A 16,247-nucleotide genomic window follows, 5' to 3' on the forward strand; every position below is an offset into this window, starting at 1 on the left:
AACCTTTTCACTTTTACATAAATTCTGCAACAAGTTTATCAAAATGAGCTTGATCTAGAGTTAGATCAGATTTATTTAACGCTTTTTCTGCATATCCTGGTACTAACTCCTGATAAGAAGGGCGTGAAGAATCTTGATAAATAATCCCTGTCACAAGGCTGTCATGCTTCATTAATGTTTGCATGGCCTGTTCTTTATTTGAAGAATCATATCCTTCAATCGTGTTTAATTTTGTTAAGTTTTGTTTGAACCAATCGTACGTATTAATCTTGTTATATGTTACGCATGGAGAGAAAACATTGATAAAGGAGAACCCTTTATGATTGATCCCTGCTTCAATGATAGCAGTCAAGTCTTTTAAGTCAGTCGAAAAGCTTTGTGCAACAAATGTAGCACCAGCCGATAACGCTAATTCCATTGGTGAGACAGCCTGCTCGATTGATCCTTCAGGAGTGGATTTTGTCTTAAATCCAACAGCTGATCGCGGAGAAGTCTGACCTTTTGTCAAGCCATAAATTTGGTTATCCATTACAATATACGTTATATCGATATTACGACGGATTGCATGAATAGTATGTCCCATCCCGATTGCAAAACCGTCTCCGTCTCCTCCTGAAGCTATTACGGTCAATTCACGGTTGGCCATTTTCACTCCTTGGGCAATCGGCAGAGAGCGGCCATGAATTCCGTGGAAGCCATATGACTTGATGTAACCGGAAATACGTCCTGAACAGCCGATACCAGAAACAACAGCTAAGTTTTCCGGCTCCAATCCTACATTGGCTGCCGCACGCTGCATGGCAGCCTGAACGGAGAAATCTCCACAGCCAGGACACCAGTTAGGTTTAACATCATTACGAAACTCTTTAAACGTTGCCATATTCGAACATCTCCTTGCATTGTGTGTGAATTTCATGCGGGAGGAATGGGTTGCCATCATATTTTAGGATGCTTTTAATTTTATTAACATGTCCGACATTCATCTTGATAATATTAGCCAATTGTCCAGTCGCATTATTTTCGATTACTACTACTTTCTTAGCCGATTGTACTAAAGATAGAACTTCATCGGTTGGGAACGGATGAATCAAACGAATTTGCGCATGATTCACTTTTACCCCATCCGTTTCTAGTCTACCAATTGCTTCATCAATCGTACCACGGGTAGAGTTAAAACCAAGAATTAGTAAATCCGCTTCTTCATGCGGTGTGTTTTTGTATACAGGTGTATGGAATGTGTTAGCTAAATTATTCAGCTTACGCATCCGTTTATCCATCTGCGCTTTTCGATTCACAGCAGTCTCAGAAGGTCTCCCTGTCTCATCATGTTCAACACCAGTAACATGGTGAATTCCATTTTTCATACCAGGAACAACACGAGGTGAAACGCCGTCTTCCGTTACTTTATAACGCTTGAAGTATGATTTGTTTTCTGGTTCTTCAATTTCAAAATCTACCAATTTACCGCGTCTGATCTCTACTTTGCTGTAATCAAGCGGCTGAACCGTTTGTTTACCTAGCGATAGCTGTAAGTCGGATAAAATGATAACCGGACATTGATATTCCTCCGCGAGATTGAACGCTTCTGCCGTATCATAAAATGCTTCTTCAACAGTACTTGGGGCCATGACGATTTTTGGGATTTCACCGTGTGTACCATAAATCATGGCCATTAAATCAGATTGCTCTTGTTTCGTAGGAAGTCCAGTAGAAGGACCGCCACGTTGTGTATCAACAATGACAATAGGCGTCTCGGTAATACCCGCTAAGCCAATTGCCTCCATTTTTAAGGAAAGTCCTGGACCAGCAGAAGCTGTGATAGCACGAACACCACCGTAGTTTGCACCGATTGCCATTGTGGCTGCAGCTATTTCATCTTCTGTCTGAATGACAGTACCGCCCAATTGTGGAAGTTTTTTGATTAGATATTCCATAATTTCAGAGGCAGGAGTAATTGGGTATGCTGCCATGAAGCGACATCCGCCTGCAACAGCTCCTAGAGCGATAGCATCGTTTCCGATCATGAATAAACGTTTCTGTCCGTCTGCTTTTTCTAGCTCCATTGCGCCAAGCTTTTCTCCAAGCAGTACTTCCATGGCTTTGTAGCCAGCAGTAATGGCATCCATATTCTTTTTAACGATTTCTTCGCCTTTACGACCGAAGATTTCATCAACAACATCGTTGAATACGGAAATTTCCATACCAAGTACAGCACATGTCGCACCGATAGCCACCATGTTTTTCATTAATGATGTGCCTAATTCTGCAGCGATTTCCGTAAATGGAACAATATATAATTCTGCCTTTGTATCTTCTGGGCAGACAGGTTTGAATTTTGCATCAGCGATTATGATGCCACCTTCATGTAATTCTTTATAATTGACGTCAATTGTTTCTTGGTCAAAAGCAACTAAGATGTCTAAATCATCAGAGATAGCACGAGTTTCGGTAGTACTTACACGAATTTTGTTATTCGTGTGTCCTCCCTTAATTCGGGATGAGAAATGACGGTAGCCATACAAGTAATAACCTAAGCGATTGAGGGCAATACAGAATATTTCTCCTGTACTTTCAATACCTTCACCTTGTTGTCCGCCAACTTTCCATGAAAGTTGATTGATCATGTCTTACACTCCTTTAGAACGTTCGTATATAAATGCATTTAACCGCACCTCTCGCCAGAACATTAGACTATGTATATAAATCGTTCTATTTAGGAAAGGTGTACTAAACGCTTTCAATTCTATCGGTTAAATCATTAAATTGCAACCTTTTTGCCTCCATTTTTTATATTTTCAGAATATTTATTCATATCTATATAGTCAGAATTAAATTTATCACCTTTTAACGTGGAAAATTCCGAGTGAAATTCTCAAAAAGGAGTCCTTTTACAAACTCAGCAGAATAAAGCCTATTCAGCTCATTGATTAAGTTATGATAATCATTAAAGGATGCTAATTTGTCTACCATATGTTCTATTCCATCGAAGTCAGACCCAAACCCAATTTGTTTTTCCCCGCCCAAACTGCATATATGGTCTATATGGTTCAGGATATCTTTTATTGAAGCCGAATAACCACTGGATAGGAATTGTGGAACAAAGGTTACCCCTATCACGCCATTTTTTTGTAAAAGGGCTTTTATCTGGCTGTCTTTTAAATTCCGCGGATGCGAACATAAATTATTAGCATTCGAATGGGATGCAATTGGAAAATCCGCTCTTTTTAATGTGTCCCAAAAACCAGCTTCAGATAAATGGGATAAATCACACCAAATCGATTGCTCATTTAATAAGGTCACAACCTCTGTTCCAAATCGTGTCAACCCACTTCCTCTTGTTTCTAATGCTCCATCAGCCACAAGGTTGGCATAATTCCATGTTAGCCCTACTGAAGAAACACCAAGATGGAGAAGTGTTTTTAGCTTTAATAAATCATTTCCAATACAATCGCAGCCTTCTAATGTAAGCATAGCACCGATTTCTTTTTCTTTTAGATTATCGATGTCAGTCTTGCTCCGTATAAATTTCATTTCCGGCTCTGATAAAATCTTTTCATGAAAAATATCAACCATCGCTAAGGCTGCCTGAAATCTCATATCTGGGTGGACTTTTTCTGGAATATAAATTGCAAAACATTGGACCTTTCCTCCTGCATCCAATAATCCCCGTTTTGTTATATGTAACTTTTCACTGTCCAAAAAAGAAATATCTGGATCTATAAACATCTTCATTAACGCATCACAATGCGCATCAAAAATCGCCAAAATGATCCTCCTCCCTTGCTTAACTTTCATAGCTAATATGATCTATTATTAAATGGCTAAGGTTTTTCGTCATTGGAATTTTAGTACAAAAAAGAACCTGCTCGCCAGCCGACAAACAGGCACCCACATATGAAATTATCTTGGTTCAATGATTAGCTTAATCGCCGTTCTCTCTTCGCCATCAATAAGTATATCTGTAAAGGCAGGAATACAAATCAAGTCAACTCCACTAGGTGCGACAAACCCTCTTGCGATTGCTACTGCCTTGACGGCTTGATTTAACGCACCTGCACCGATTGCTTGAATTTCGGCTGCTCCTCTTTCTCTGAGCACTCCCGCTAGTGCGCCTGCTACAGAATTAGGATTAGATTTTGCTGAAACCTTTAATATTTCCATTCCTAGTCCTCCTTGTTTTCCCTGCCGATTATAACATGGCTCAATAGTTATAACACTTTCCACTGCTACTATATTCAGGAAGTAAAACTTGTATGACAAAGAAAACAGGGATTGTCCACCAATCGATTTATTATTGAATAAAAAAATGGACAATCAGTCATTTGACTGTCTGTCCATTCAATTCATGTGTAAAGCGGATGATCTTCATTGATGAGTATTCGGTCTATTTTTTTAGCCATGCCTGTCTTATCATCAATATCTATGAGCACTGCACTTAATAGGGTACGCCCTTCTTTAGGTACTTCGAAACGAACAGGAAGGCTGGTCAAGAAGCGATGGATGACTGCCCCTCTCTCCATGCCGAGAATGCCATCATACGGGCCTGTCATACCTACATCTGATATATAAGCGGTCCCTTCGGGTAAAACCCGGTTATCGGCTGTCTGGACATGTGTGTGTGTACCTACAACGGCTGTCACTTTTCCATCTAAGAACCAACCCATCGCCTGCTTTTCACTTGTAGCCTCACCATGAAAATCGACAAAGATGATTGGTGTCCTTTTTTGAGCCTCCAACACGAGTTCTTCCGCTTTTTTGAACGGACAATCCAAATCAGGCATGAATGTCCTCGCTTGCAAATTTATGACCGCAATTTCCTGCTGGTTCAATTTAATAAATTTTATTCCTTCTCCGGGAGTTCCCTCTGGAAAATTCGCTGGACGGACGAGATATTTCGCTTCATCAATAAAATTGAAAATATCGCGATTATCCCATGTATGGTTCCCCATCGTTACTGCCTGTGCTCCCCACTGTAGAAAACTACGGTAAATCTTTTCCGTAATCCCCCTGCCACCTGCAGCATTTTCCCCATTAATAACCGTGATATGCGGTCTATACTTTTCTTTTAATTTTGGAAGGTATTCTTGGACCATATCACGGCCAGGAGACCCTACAACATCTCCAATAAATAGCAATTTCATAGTAAAACCCTTTCTAAATCCACATTTCTAATGATAAGAATATTCAATGTATGTATTGTAACATAATATGGAATTATAATTTTGTAAAAACACCCCATAATAGCTCTTTATAAGCAAAATGAAAACGAAGTGGTTTTCACCACTTCGTTTTCAATACCAAATATTATTTGGCATATTCTACTGCTCTTGTTTCACGGATAACCGTTACTTTTATATGACCTGGGTAATCGAGCTCTTCTTCAATCCTTTTCCGGATATCACGTGCGAGTCGATGTGCCGAAAGATCATCTATTTGTTCTGGTTTCACTAGAATCCGCACTTCACGTCCGGCTTGAATTGCAAATGATTTTTCCACTCCATCATAGGATTCGGAAATCTCTTCAAGTTTTTCGAGTCTTCTAATGTAATTTTCCAGCGTTTCACTTCTTGCACCTGGCCTTGCAGCTGATAACGCATCAGCGGCTGCCACAAGCACTGAAATAATGGAAGTTGGTTCTGTATCACCATGATGTGAAGCGATGCTGTTGATGACAGTTGGATGCTCTTTATACTTGGTTGCCAATTCCACGCCAATTTCAACGTGACTGCCTTCTACTTCATGATCAATTGCTTTCCCTATATCATGCAATAAACCTGCACGGCGGGCAAGAACTTCATCCTCACCAAGCTCAGCAGCAAGCAACCCTGAAAGCTGGGCCACTTCAATTGAATGCTTCAGCACGTTTTGACCGTAACTGGTACGGAATTTCAAACGACCGAGTATTTTGATGAGATCTGGATGGAGCCCGTGAACACCAACTTCAAATGTTGTTTGTTCACCAATTTCACGAATATGTTCATCTACCTCACGTCTTGCTTTGTCAACCATTTCTTCAATACGTGCCGGGTGAATCCGACCGTCTTGAACTAGTTTTTCAAGAGCCAAGCGTGCCGTTTCCCGTCTGATTGGATCGAATCCAGATAAAATGACAGCTTCAGGAGTATCATCAATAATAAGGTCAATACCTGTTAGCGTTTCTAATGTCCGAATATTTCGGCCTTCACGTCCGATAATCCGGCCTTTCATTTCATCGTTTGGAAGATTTACTACAGAAACGGTGGTTTCTGCGACATGATCAGCCGCACAACGCTGAATGGCAAGAGAAAGAATTTCTTTTGCTTTTTTATCAGCTTCTTCTTTGGCACGGGTATCACTTTCTTTAATCATAAGCGCTACATCGTGAGCAAGCTCGTTTTCCATTCGGTCTATAATGATTGCTTTAGCTTCTTCACGAGTTAAGCCGGAAACACGTTCAAGCTCTGTTTGCTGCTTACGAACCATCTCGTCCACTTTGCTTTCCATCTCTTCAATATGCTGTTGTCTTTGGTTTAGAGAATCCTCTTTTTTCTCCAAAAGGCTTTCACGTTTGTCTAACGTTTCATCCTTCCGGTCAAGATTCTCTTCTCTTTGCAATAACCGATTTTCTTGTTTTTGTAATTCGCTTCTTCTTTCACGAGATTCTCGATCAGAATCAGAGCGAACTTTATGAATTTCATCTTTTGCTTCCAACAAGGCTTCTTTCTTAAGAGCATCCGCTTCACGTTTTGCATCCTCAAGGATTTGTTCTGCAGAGCCCTTTGCCCCTGCTATTTTACTCTCAAATTTTGATTTGTGAATAAAATAACCAACAACTGCACCGACGATTAGGCCAAGCAAAGTGAAGATGATTGTCATGGGTTCCATCGTTTCACCTCCCCTTGCTATGAACTTTTTACATAAAATGTTGAACTGTCGGCAAGTACATTGCACATAAATTCAATATACAGCACTTAATTTTCAAAATTTTAGTTTGAAAAATTGTAAAATATACATATTAATTGTATAGTTGAGAATTTTTATTGTCAAGCGTTTGTCCCTTATGTATCAATGATTATTCAAGTTTTATTAATATCAATCGCTATTCTGTACAACATTATTATGGAAAAAGACTGTAAACCTGTTTTCACGACCGATAAATTCGCTGAAAATTTTGTACTTTTTTCATTTTACTTGACTTCACAAGATATAGAAAAAGACCTAAGCAAACAAGCTTAGGTCTTTTTCTATCATTAATCAAGTAATTCAAAATGTTCCTCTTCTGTCTCTTCTGGTAGTTCATGCTCTCCATCAAGGTTATAATGATCTCTGATTTTCTGTGAAATTTCCAGAGCAATATCCTGATTTTCTTTCAAGAACATTTTCGCATTTTCCCGTCCTTGTCCGACACGCTCTTCATTGTATGAATACCAAGAGCCGCTTTTAAGGACAATATCAAGATCTGCACCCATATCAATGATTTCACCTTCCTGAGAAATCCCTTGACCATACATAATGTCGACTTCTGCTTGACGGAATGGGGGAGCTACCTTATTTTTTACGATTTTAATTTTGGTTTTATTACCGACAATTTCATTACCTTGTTTCAATTGTTCAGCACGACGTACTTCAAGGCGAACAGTTGAATAGAATTTCAATGCACGGCCACCTGGAGTCGTTTCTGGATTCCCGAACATAACCCCGATTTTTTCACGGATTTGGTTAATGAATATAGCAATGGTATTTGATTTATTAATGGCACCAGACAGCTTTCTAAGCGCCTGTGACATCATCCGGGCTTGAAGACCCATATGGGAATCTCCCATTTCACCTTCGATTTCAGCTTTTGGAACAAGAGCCGCTACGGAGTCGATAACAATGATATCTACCGCGCCGCTTCGCACTAACGCCTCAGCAATCTCAAGTGCTTGTTCACCCGTATCAGGCTGAGAAAGCAGTAACTCATCAATATTCACACCAAGTTTTTCTGAATATGCTGGATCTAAAGCATGCTCAGCATCAATGAATGCAGCCGTGCCTCCAGTCTTTTGTACTTCTGCAATTGCATGCAATGCAACAGTCGTTTTACCTGAGCTTTCAGGTCCGTATATCTCAATGACCCGGCCTCTTGGGTATCCGCCTACTCCCAATGCTACGTCCAATGCTAAAGAACCGCTTGAAATCGTTGAGATTCTTCGATCAGACTGTTCTCCAAGTTTCATAATAGAACCTTTACCAAATTGTTTTTCAATTTGTTTTAACGCCATATCTAAAGCCGCTTGACGATCACTCACTCAATTTCCTCCTCTATATTCAAATAATCGGCTGTCCGATTAAAGATGTTCTTACGTAAGCAATTATTTGAGAACAAGGTTTGTATCTTGTCTCAAAACCTATCTTTACTATATACTCTTTTTACTATTTTGCCAAGCAAAAAGTCGAACATTCATTCGTTTTTTTCTATTGGAATATTCTTTACAAAAAAGTATTTCTCCTGAAGAAAATCATCATTTTCATTCAATAACGTCTTTGAAAAAGCATTTTTATAGAATTAACTGTTTTTTCTTTTCCCTTTTTTTACATGAAAGAAACTTCTTAAATCAAACAAAAACAGAGCCTTTAAAAAGCTCTGCTTCGTCTTTTATAAGTCTCTTAATAAATAATGACAGCCGTACTTCACGCTACGAACACGGATTTGCGCCCTGCTTCCAGATAAACTCAATTCTTTAAAGTGAGTGTCTCCATCACGGTAAGAAATTCCAATGAAGACCGTACCTACTGGCTTGCCTTCTTGTTCATCAGGCCCTGCAACACCCGTAAAACTGATACCTACATCCGCATCGAACTTTTCCCGGGCATTAGAAGCCATTTCCATTGCACACTCACCACTGACTACGCCATTTTTCGAGATTGTCGCGTCACTGATGCCCAAAACATTCGACTTCGCATCATTTGTATAACTGACAATACCACCCTTGAACACTTTTCCGGCGCCTGGTATCGTTGTAAGTTGCTCTTGAAACATACCGCCGGTCAAGCTTTCCGCTGCCGCTATTGAAAGCTTTCGGACCGTTAATTCTTTAACAAGTTCTTTTATGAGCGAAGTATTATCACTTCCATAATAAAACTTGCCGACCCTGTTTAAAATTTCTTTTTCCGCTTCTAAAATAAGCTCCTCACATTTTTCTTTAGAAGAGTCTTTAGCGGTAATCCTTAACGTTACTTCCCCTTCAGCAGCCAGTGGAGCGATTGTGGGATTCGTTTGATTGACAAGAAGATCTTCAATCACTGTTTCCAGTTCAGCTTCCCCTATCCCGTAAAACCGAAGAACCTTGGAGTCGATCCGTTCATGCTTTTCAAGTTTATTCATAATCGATTCATAACCATAGCTTAAAAACATTGGTTCCATTTCACTCGGAGGACCAGGAAGCAACATATACGTGATTCCGGATTTCGCCAAGATCATCCCCGGAGCCATGCCATGATCGTTTGCCAAGACCTCGCTGCCTTCTAAGACGAGAGCCTGCTTTTTGTTGTTCTCCGTCATCGTCCGGCCGCGTTTTTCAAAGTACGCTTCAATGGATTGAAGTGCTTCATCATTAAAAACAAGTTTTTTTCCTATATGGCGAGCGATCGTTTCCTTCGTTAAATCATCTTTAGTAGGACCAAGTCCACCGGTAAATACAATCAAGTTTGCCCGGGATTCTGCGATTTCTATGGCTTGTTGTAATCGTCGGTCATTATCTCCGACGACAGTATGGTAAAAAACATTGACACCCATTTCGGCAAACTGTTGTGATAAAAATCTTCCATTTGTGTTATTAATTTGTCCCAAAAGAAGTTCAGAGCCTACTGCAATGATTTCTGCATCCATATTTTCAAACCACCCATTCGTTTACTTAGAATTAACAAATACCTCTTTGTTTTTTATAAAATAATCCAAACCAGACCATATCGTAAAGATTAATGCAATCCATAAAGTGATATTAGCAAACGGCAGCGAAATGAGGGCAAATGGTAGGTTATGCAACAATAATGCTGAAATAGCTACTATTTGTGCCCATGTTTTGATTTTACCAAGCTGGTTCGCTGCAACTACTTCCCCTGTACCAGCTAATACCAATCGTAATCCAGTCACAGCAAATTCACGGCTAATGATAACGATAGCAATCCAAGACTGATCGTACATTAAATCTAGATCAACCAATACAATTAATGCAGCCGAAACCAGAAGTTTATCAGCCAATGGATCTAAAAATTTCCCTAAATCAGTAATCATATTATATTTTCTGGCAAAATGACCATCAATCCAATCCGTAGTAGAAGCGATAATAAAGAGAATAGCTCCCGCTAAATGCGCAACTGGTAATTTGTACTCTCCCCAGGTAAGAGTCCCCCATGAAAAAGGTACGAGCATGATGATTAAAAAAACTGGTATTAAACAGATTCTTGCTACTGTAATCTTATTAGGCAGATTCAAACTTTTAACCTCCAAAATTTACGCCTGCTTTTTGGGCAATGCGTTTTCAATCTAAATAATATGAGGCCTAAGGCCAAGATATTTCCTATGTATAATTTAACTCAAAAGCCAATGTTATATGCCGGGCAAACCATTTTCAACCTTTGAAATATAAAGAGAAAAATAGTCATCTAAAGATGACTATTCGGCTTTCGTAAATTGTATCGTAACCAATTGCGTAGCCATTTCAGTCGGCGAAATGGAATACTCCAGCTTCTCATCATTCACAAAAATTTCAGTTTCATACGCTCTACCTACATTAATGACAGCTTCTTTTTCATTAGTGAAATCAATTTCCTGGCTTTCGTTTTTATTAATTGTGCCCTGGAATAGTAATTTCCCTTCTCCGTTATTAATGCCAACCCACGGTGAGCCTTTAGAAGTCACCTTTAATTTAAAGGTATCTGTATTTTTCAATTCATACGTACTATTTTTACCGCTAGTGCTGACAACGGCAAGTTCCTGCTGTGTCTTTTCATCTACAGTGTCATCTGCATCATCTTTCTTGTCAGATGTATCTTCTTTCTTTTCATCTTGCTTTTTGTCTGCTTTCTCTTGTTCTTTATTATTAAACTCATCACTTTTATTGTATCCCACTTCATTCTGTTTATCGTTCTTTTTATCGTCACTATCAGGCTTACTCATATTACTGGATACTAGCACCCAAATTAAAATAGCAACACCAATAACTAAAACGGCAACCAGGATTTTAGGTAACATTTCTACAACTTTGGAGTCCCCAGCAGGAATCGTTTTCCGGGATTGGACCCTCGAAAGTTGTTCAGGTAGTTCATCACTATAAACTGAAGGCACTTCACTCTTGTACTGTTCAAAAATCTCTTCTGAATCCAGTCCGACCGCTTCACAATATTGCTTAATGAATGCCCGTACATAAAACTTTCCAGGCATCATACTGTAATTGCCCTCTTCAATTCCAATGAGGTAACGCTTTTGAATCTTCGTTAATTCTTGTAAATCTTCTAAGCTAAGCCCTTTGGCTTCCCTAGCTTCCTTTAATCGATTACCTAACTCAGTCAAATAAAACACCTGCCATTTTAAAAGTCAAAGGAACCAAATTCCGACCCTGAAAACTGGTCTTTTTGGTCGACAACTTCATATGTTATTTCTTCATCTGGATTGTTTCGCAATTCAATAATATAATCAAAGTCTTCGAGAGTATACTCCGTATTTTGTACAAAAACGTCAGGATGTTCGATGACTTTGACAGCATCAAGCCTCATGATTTCGCGGATTAGCTGCCAATGACGCTCATTTGCACGGCGAGTTGAAACAATCCCATCTAAAATAAACAAATTATCATTGTTATATTCATCTTCAATAAGCTGACTGCGGATAGTCTGCTTTAAAAGGGTGGATGACACAAATAACCATCTTTTATTAGCACATACACTCGAGGCTACGATAGATTCGGTTTTCCCTACGCGGGGCATGCCTCGAATCCCGATTAACTTATGACCTTCTTGTTTAAATAACTCGGCCAAGAAATCGACAAGCAACCCTAGTTCATCACGTACAAACCTGAACGTGTTTTTTTCATCAGCATCGCGCTGAATATAACGCCCATGCCTGACAGCAAGACGATCACGTAATTTAGGTTCCCTAAGCTTAATGACCTTTATCGTATCCATCGTATGGAGGATTGATTCGAATCTTTCTATATTCCGGCTATCTTCTGCCATTAGAAGTAAACCTCGCCTACCTTCATCGACACCGTTAATAGTGATGATATTGATGGATAGCATACCCAGCAGGGATGAAATATCCCCCAATAAACCTGGACGGTTGACTTGAATTTCATATTCAAAATACCATTCTTTTTTCTCCACGATAACACTCCTTAAGCCTAGAAGCTTTTACCCAACATTCGAGCAAAACTTATCCATCGTAAATTTCAAGGTCTGTAACCATTAATTATTATTGTCTAGCTTCTATAATATAGTATTTCGTGATAAGTTAAAAGGAAAAACCCTATAAAAGTGTTCATTTTTATATTAGAGGATAGATCAGGTAGTTATCTTCAAGCCAAAGGCCCTGTTATTTAAATAACAGGGCCTTTGGCTTGAAAATTTACTTTGTTCCATTGTTTCCAACTAACTTGACCATAACGCTTGCCATGGCATGTTTTTCATCATCGCTTGCAACCGACCAAAGGTCAGCAAGTACTTTCTCTTGATCGTTTTTAGGATCAACCTGCTGAGCAAGGTAATCACCAATTTCGAAAGCTAAGTTGTTAACAGCACCTTCTGACAAACCTTGTTGTTCACCTTGATTTAATCTGTCGCCTAAGAAATTTTTCCATTGATCCCAATTGTCTAGTACAGACATGAATGGTCACCCTTTCCTTCAAAATAGTACATAGATATTTTGTGAAGGAAACGAAAGAATTATACATAGTATTAAAAAAATCAGGTGTACCAGCCACCGTTTACTCCTAAGATTTGCCCGGTTATATAAGAGGCCTTGTCAGACAGTAAATAAAACACGGCCTCGGCTACTTCCTTCGAACTACCCATACGTCCCATAGGAATATCGCCTTTTATGATTTCCAAGTCTTCGGCACTGAAAGACTCAAGCATAGAAGTGGAAATCGCCCCGGGAGCAACTGCATTGACCCTAATTCCATTAAGGGATACCTCTTTGCTTAACGCCTTGATAAAAGCATTTTGACTGCCCTTGACCATTGAATATAGCACTTCACAAGATGCACCCGTCTGTCCCCAAATGGATGTGACGGCCACGATGGCAGCCTGTTCTTGATACATTAATTTCGGAAGTAGTTCCTTTGATAATTGGAAAGGACTCGTTACATGCAACTGAACCATTTCATTAACGATTTGCTCATCCATGTCGGATATGAGTCCATAATAGCTATTGCCACTATTAAGAACGATGGCATGAAGGGCAAAAATATTTTGCGCCAGTTTCTTGTATCCGTCCGCTGCGGCTAAATCTGCTTGAATCGGAATAAGTTCAACCTGATATTGTTTAAGCTCTTCAATCAACTTCAGAATCGCTTCCTCGTTGCTGTTGTAATGTAGATAAAGTGAATAGTTCTCCTCGGCGAGCTTTAAAGCAATTTCCCTGCCGATTCCTCCACTAGCTCCCGTAATAAGGGCAAAACGCTTCCCCACATTTACGCCCCCTTTATATATTATTTTGGAAGTACATGACAGACTGTCATCCGTTCATCGGATATAAATTCCTTGGCGACCTTCCCTATATCTTCAATCGTAAGTTTTTCCAATACCGATACCACATCAAACAAGTTCATATCATTGAAAGCATATCGGGTGAATTGATTCGCAATATATTCCGGTGAATTCAGAGAACGAAGGAAAGAACCGATTTTCTTCTTAATCGTCCTCTGCAGGCTTTCTTCACTCAAGCCGGTTCCAGATTTGGACTTTTGCAGAATTTCCAATAAAGACTCTGTTAGTTCTTCAGGTTTTGTACTATCCCCGCCAATTAATGCAAACCCAAAACCTTGTTCCTGCGTATAGTCATAAGAGAAGCTTTGATCAATCAAACCCTTCTCGTACATTGTTTCGTGCAGAGGAGAACTTTTGCCGAACAACATTTCTAAATAAATATTGGTCGCCAACTCCCTTTTCAATAGTTGTACACCGGATTGATAAACATCGGTAGCCTTGATTCCCACCATCACTTTCGGTGTCTGAACATTCATTTTTAATATTTCCTTATCTTTAGCAACCGTTTCCGGCTCTGCTTCAAATTTACGCTCTACTTCCGGCTGTTCCTGATATTCTTTATTATTTTGATTATCCCGAATCAACTTCATGGTACTTTCAGCATCAACCGGGCCTACAACGAATAACAGCATGTTGCTTGGATGATAAAACGTATTATAACATTCGTAAAGCATGTCTTTCGTAATACCAGCAATAGATTCCACTGTACCGGCAATATCAATTTTCACAGGATGTTGATGATACATGTTTGCAATCGTCCCGAAATATAATCGCCAATCAGAATTATCATCATACATATTAATTTCCTGCCCAATGATTCCTTTTTCCTTCTCTACAGTCTTTTCCGAAAAATATGGGTCCTGAACAAAGTCGATCAACGTCGTTAAATTCCTTTCAAAGTCGGAAGTGCTTGAGAATAGATAAGCTGTCCGGGTAAACGAAGTGAAGGCATTTGCAGATGCTCCCTGCTTTGAGAATTGCTGAAAAACATCACCATCTTCTTTTTCAAAAAGCTTATGTTCTAGAAAATGTGCAATTCCATCAGGCACCTTCGAGAATTCTTTTTGATTCAATGGTTTAAAATGATTGTCGACTGAACCATACTTCGTTGTAAACGTCGCGAAGGATTTATTAAACTCTTTTTTCGGGAGAATATATACTTCAAGGCCATTCTCCAATTTTTCATGGAAAAGCTCTTCTTTCAATTGACTAAATACTATTTTCTCCATTACCCTTGCACCTCCGCTTCTGTTAGGAAATAGATCGTATCAAGCTGAATTTTTTGACCAACGGCGACGATTTCTTCCTTTGTCGTCTGCTCTGTTTTTGCAAACCATTCGTCGAGTGAGATATCATGGCCGGAAACCACATTATGATATAAAATTTCGACCAGACCTCTCGAAACGTCAATGGTTTCAAGAAGTTGATTTTTAATGACCGCTTTTGTCTGTGCCAGTTCTTCTTCAGAAAAATTCCCTTGCTTCATTTCATTCATTTGTTCATTAATAATATCTAGTGCTTGCTTATAGTTGGCATTTTCAATACCTGCCATAACCATTAGAAGGCCTTTATGGCTTTCGAGCCTAGAGGCTGCGTAATAGGCAAGGCTAGCTTTCTCCCGGACATTGATGAAAAGCTTTGAATGTGAAAAGCCACCAAAAATCCCATTGAATAGCTGTAATGCATAATAATCCGAATCACCATACGCGACATAGGTTCGATAACCTATATTCAATTTTCCTTGTTTCACGTCAGAATTCTCAATGATTTCTTTTTCCTTACCTACTTCTTTACCTGTATCCCTCTGCAGCCTTGCCGCCACACGATCTGGAAGGAGGGAGACATATTTGTCAGCTAAGACTTCAACTTCTGCTTCGTCGATATCTCCGATCACATATAAATCAATTTCATCCTCAGTTAATACTTTTTTATAATAGGTAAAAAGGGACTCAGGGGTAATCGTCTCCAAGTCTTGTAGATTCCCGCTCGCTTCTAGAGCATATGGTTCGTTTTTGCACATTTCTTCAACAAGACGTGTAGCAGAATACCGCATTTTATCATCGGAAATTGATTGAATCCGCTGTTTTAATGACCGAATTTCATTAGAGACCGTTTTGTGGTCAAAGGCTTCACCATTTTTCTTTGGATGAAATATCACTTCGGATAACAACATAAAAGCCTTTTCAAGAAGCGGCGTCGGGTCACTTAGAAATTTTTCATTGACGATATCGATTGTAAAGCTTAGGATTTGGTATTCTCCTTTTTTAGCGACATCGACATAAAACCCTGCTCCATAAAGATCATCAAGATAAGATCGAAGCTCGGGTGTTGTAGGATATTTACTTGTATTGCTTTGTAGCACATATGGCAGTAATGCACGATATGTAACGTTCTCTTTTGTCAACGGTGCTTTCATTTTCAGAACGAGAGTATTCGTTTTATATTTATCCGTGCGGACCACGTGAAGCCTGTAGCCGCTTTTTTCCGTAATTGTATCGGAAGCAATAGACATGAATAATCCT

The 16,247-nt window shown here is 39.4% G+C and carries 15 protein-coding genes; all 15 read right to left on the reverse strand.

Annotation, left to right across the window (positions count from 1 at the left end; all coding sequences use genetic code 11):
* Positions 1-13: 13 nt before the first annotated feature.
* The 15 genes from JFU24_RS07230 to yfmF all read right to left on the reverse strand — a co-directional run bounded on the left by JFU24_RS07230 (position 14) and on the right by yfmF (position 16,237).
* On the reverse strand, positions 14-880 hold the full coding sequence (locus JFU24_RS07230) for a 2-oxoacid:ferredoxin oxidoreductase subunit beta (protein ID WP_056526905.1): 867 nt from the start codon (positions 878-880) through the stop codon (positions 14-16).
* Positions 867-2,624, reverse strand: coding sequence for a 2-oxoacid:acceptor oxidoreductase subunit alpha (locus tag JFU24_RS07235; protein ID WP_056526902.1), 1,758 nt, complete (start codon positions 2,622-2,624; stop codon positions 867-869). Before JFU24_RS07235 ends, JFU24_RS07230 begins: the two co-directional genes overlap by 14 nt.
* 220 nt (positions 2,625-2,844) lie before the next feature.
* Positions 2,845-3,795, reverse strand: coding sequence for a dipeptidase (locus JFU24_RS07240; protein WP_201181373.1), 951 nt, complete (start codon positions 3,793-3,795; stop codon positions 2,845-2,847).
* A gap of 105 nt (positions 3,796-3,900) precedes the next feature.
* Positions 3,901-4,161: a stage V sporulation protein SpoVS gene (gene spoVS, locus JFU24_RS07245; protein WP_029281188.1), complete on the reverse strand. Its 261-nt coding sequence runs from the start codon at positions 4,159-4,161 to the stop codon at positions 3,901-3,903.
* Positions 4,162-4,343: 182 nt separating this feature from the next.
* On the reverse strand, positions 4,344-5,141 hold the full coding sequence (locus JFU24_RS07250; protein ID WP_201181374.1) for a TIGR00282 family metallophosphoesterase: 798 nt from the start codon (positions 5,139-5,141) through the stop codon (positions 4,344-4,346).
* 163 nt (positions 5,142-5,304) lie between these two features.
* Positions 5,305-6,864: a ribonuclease Y gene (gene rny, locus JFU24_RS07255; RefSeq protein WP_053345393.1), complete on the reverse strand. Its 1,560-nt coding sequence runs from the start codon at positions 6,862-6,864 to the stop codon at positions 5,305-5,307.
* Between the two features lie 365 nt (positions 6,865-7,229).
* Positions 7,230-8,270, reverse strand: a complete 1,041-nt coding sequence (recA, locus tag JFU24_RS07260; RefSeq protein WP_053345392.1) for a recombinase RecA — start codon at positions 8,268-8,270, stop codon at positions 7,230-7,232.
* A gap of 347 nt (positions 8,271-8,617) precedes the next feature.
* Positions 8,618-9,850 carry a competence/damage-inducible protein A gene (locus tag JFU24_RS07265; protein WP_201181375.1) on the reverse strand — a complete coding sequence of 411 codons (1,233 nt, stop codon included), beginning with the start codon at positions 9,848-9,850 and terminating at the stop codon, positions 8,618-8,620.
* 21 nt (positions 9,851-9,871) lie between these two features.
* On the reverse strand, positions 9,872-10,456 hold the full coding sequence (pgsA, locus tag JFU24_RS07270; protein ID WP_053345391.1) for a CDP-diacylglycerol--glycerol-3-phosphate 3-phosphatidyltransferase: 585 nt from the start codon (positions 10,454-10,456) through the stop codon (positions 9,872-9,874).
* A gap of 180 nt (positions 10,457-10,636) precedes the next feature.
* The gene (locus tag JFU24_RS07275) at positions 10,637-11,542 is read right to left on the reverse strand and encodes a helix-turn-helix domain-containing protein (RefSeq protein ID WP_309558836.1); all 906 of its coding nucleotides are present in this window, start codon (positions 11,540-11,542) and stop codon (positions 10,637-10,639) included.
* A gap of 8 nt (positions 11,543-11,550) precedes the next feature.
* The gene (locus JFU24_RS07280) at positions 11,551-12,342 is read right to left on the reverse strand and encodes a DUF3388 domain-containing protein (protein WP_201181378.1); all 792 of its coding nucleotides are present in this window, start codon (positions 12,340-12,342) and stop codon (positions 11,551-11,553) included.
* 241 nt (positions 12,343-12,583) lie between these two features.
* Entirely contained in the window at positions 12,584-12,841 is a 258-nt protein-coding gene (locus tag JFU24_RS07285; protein ID WP_201181379.1) for a DUF3243 domain-containing protein, read from the reverse strand.
* Between the two features lie 80 nt (positions 12,842-12,921).
* On the reverse strand, positions 12,922-13,647 hold the full coding sequence (ymfI, locus tag JFU24_RS07290) for an elongation factor P 5-aminopentanone reductase (protein WP_201181380.1): 726 nt from the start codon (positions 13,645-13,647) through the stop codon (positions 12,922-12,924).
* Between the two features lie 20 nt (positions 13,648-13,667).
* Complete coding sequence (gene yfmH, locus JFU24_RS07295; protein ID WP_201181381.1) at positions 13,668-14,954, reverse strand: EF-P 5-aminopentanol modification-associated protein YfmH; 1,287 nt, start codon at positions 14,952-14,954, stop codon at positions 13,668-13,670.
* On the reverse strand, positions 14,954-16,237 hold the full coding sequence (gene yfmF / locus JFU24_RS07300) for an EF-P 5-aminopentanol modification-associated protein YfmF (RefSeq protein ID WP_201181382.1): 1,284 nt from the start codon (positions 16,235-16,237) through the stop codon (positions 14,954-14,956). The genes yfmH and yfmF overlap by 1 nt, the downstream gene beginning before the upstream one ends.
* Positions 16,238-16,247 lie beyond the last annotated feature (10 nt).

This window comes from Peribacillus sp. TH27, from assembly GCF_016650915.1.
GTDB lineage: Bacteria > Bacillota > Bacilli > Bacillales > DSM-1321 > Peribacillus > Peribacillus butanolivorans.

Bases quoted from the DNA above. Each gene is read 5' to 3' on its own strand.
- JFU24_RS07230 (WP_056526905.1), bottom strand. From the start codon at position 880: ATGGCAACGTTTAAAGAGTTTCGTAATGATGTTAAACCTAACTGGTGT.
- JFU24_RS07235 (WP_056526902.1), bottom strand. From the start codon at position 2,624: ATGATCAATCAACTTTCATGGAAAGTTGGCGGACAACAAGGTGAAGGT.
- JFU24_RS07240 (WP_201181373.1), bottom strand. From the start codon at position 3,795: ATGAAAGTTAAGCAAGGGAGGAGGATCATTTTGGCGATTTTTGATGCG.
- spoVS (WP_029281188.1), bottom strand. From the start codon at position 4,161: ATGGAAATATTAAAGGTTTCAGCAAAATCTAATCCTAATTCTGTAGCA.
- JFU24_RS07250 (WP_201181374.1), bottom strand. From the start codon at position 5,141: ATGAAATTGCTATTTATTGGAGATGTTGTAGGGTCTCCTGGCCGTGAT.
- rny (WP_053345393.1), bottom strand. From the start codon at position 6,864: ATGGAACCCATGACAATCATCTTCACTTTGCTTGGCCTAATCGTCGGT.
- JFU24_RS07265 (WP_201181375.1), bottom strand. From the start codon at position 9,850: ATGGATGCAGAAATCATTGCAGTAGGCTCTGAACTTCTTTTGGGACAA.
- JFU24_RS07285 (WP_201181379.1), bottom strand. From the start codon at position 12,841: ATGTCTGTACTAGACAATTGGGATCAATGGAAAAATTTCTTAGGCGAC.
- yfmH (WP_201181381.1), bottom strand. From the start codon at position 14,954: ATGGAGAAAATAGTATTTAGTCAATTGAAAGAAGAGCTTTTCCATGAA.
- yfmF (WP_201181382.1), bottom strand. From the start codon at position 16,237: ATGTCTATTGCTTCCGATACAATTACGGAAAAAAGCGGCTACAGGCTT.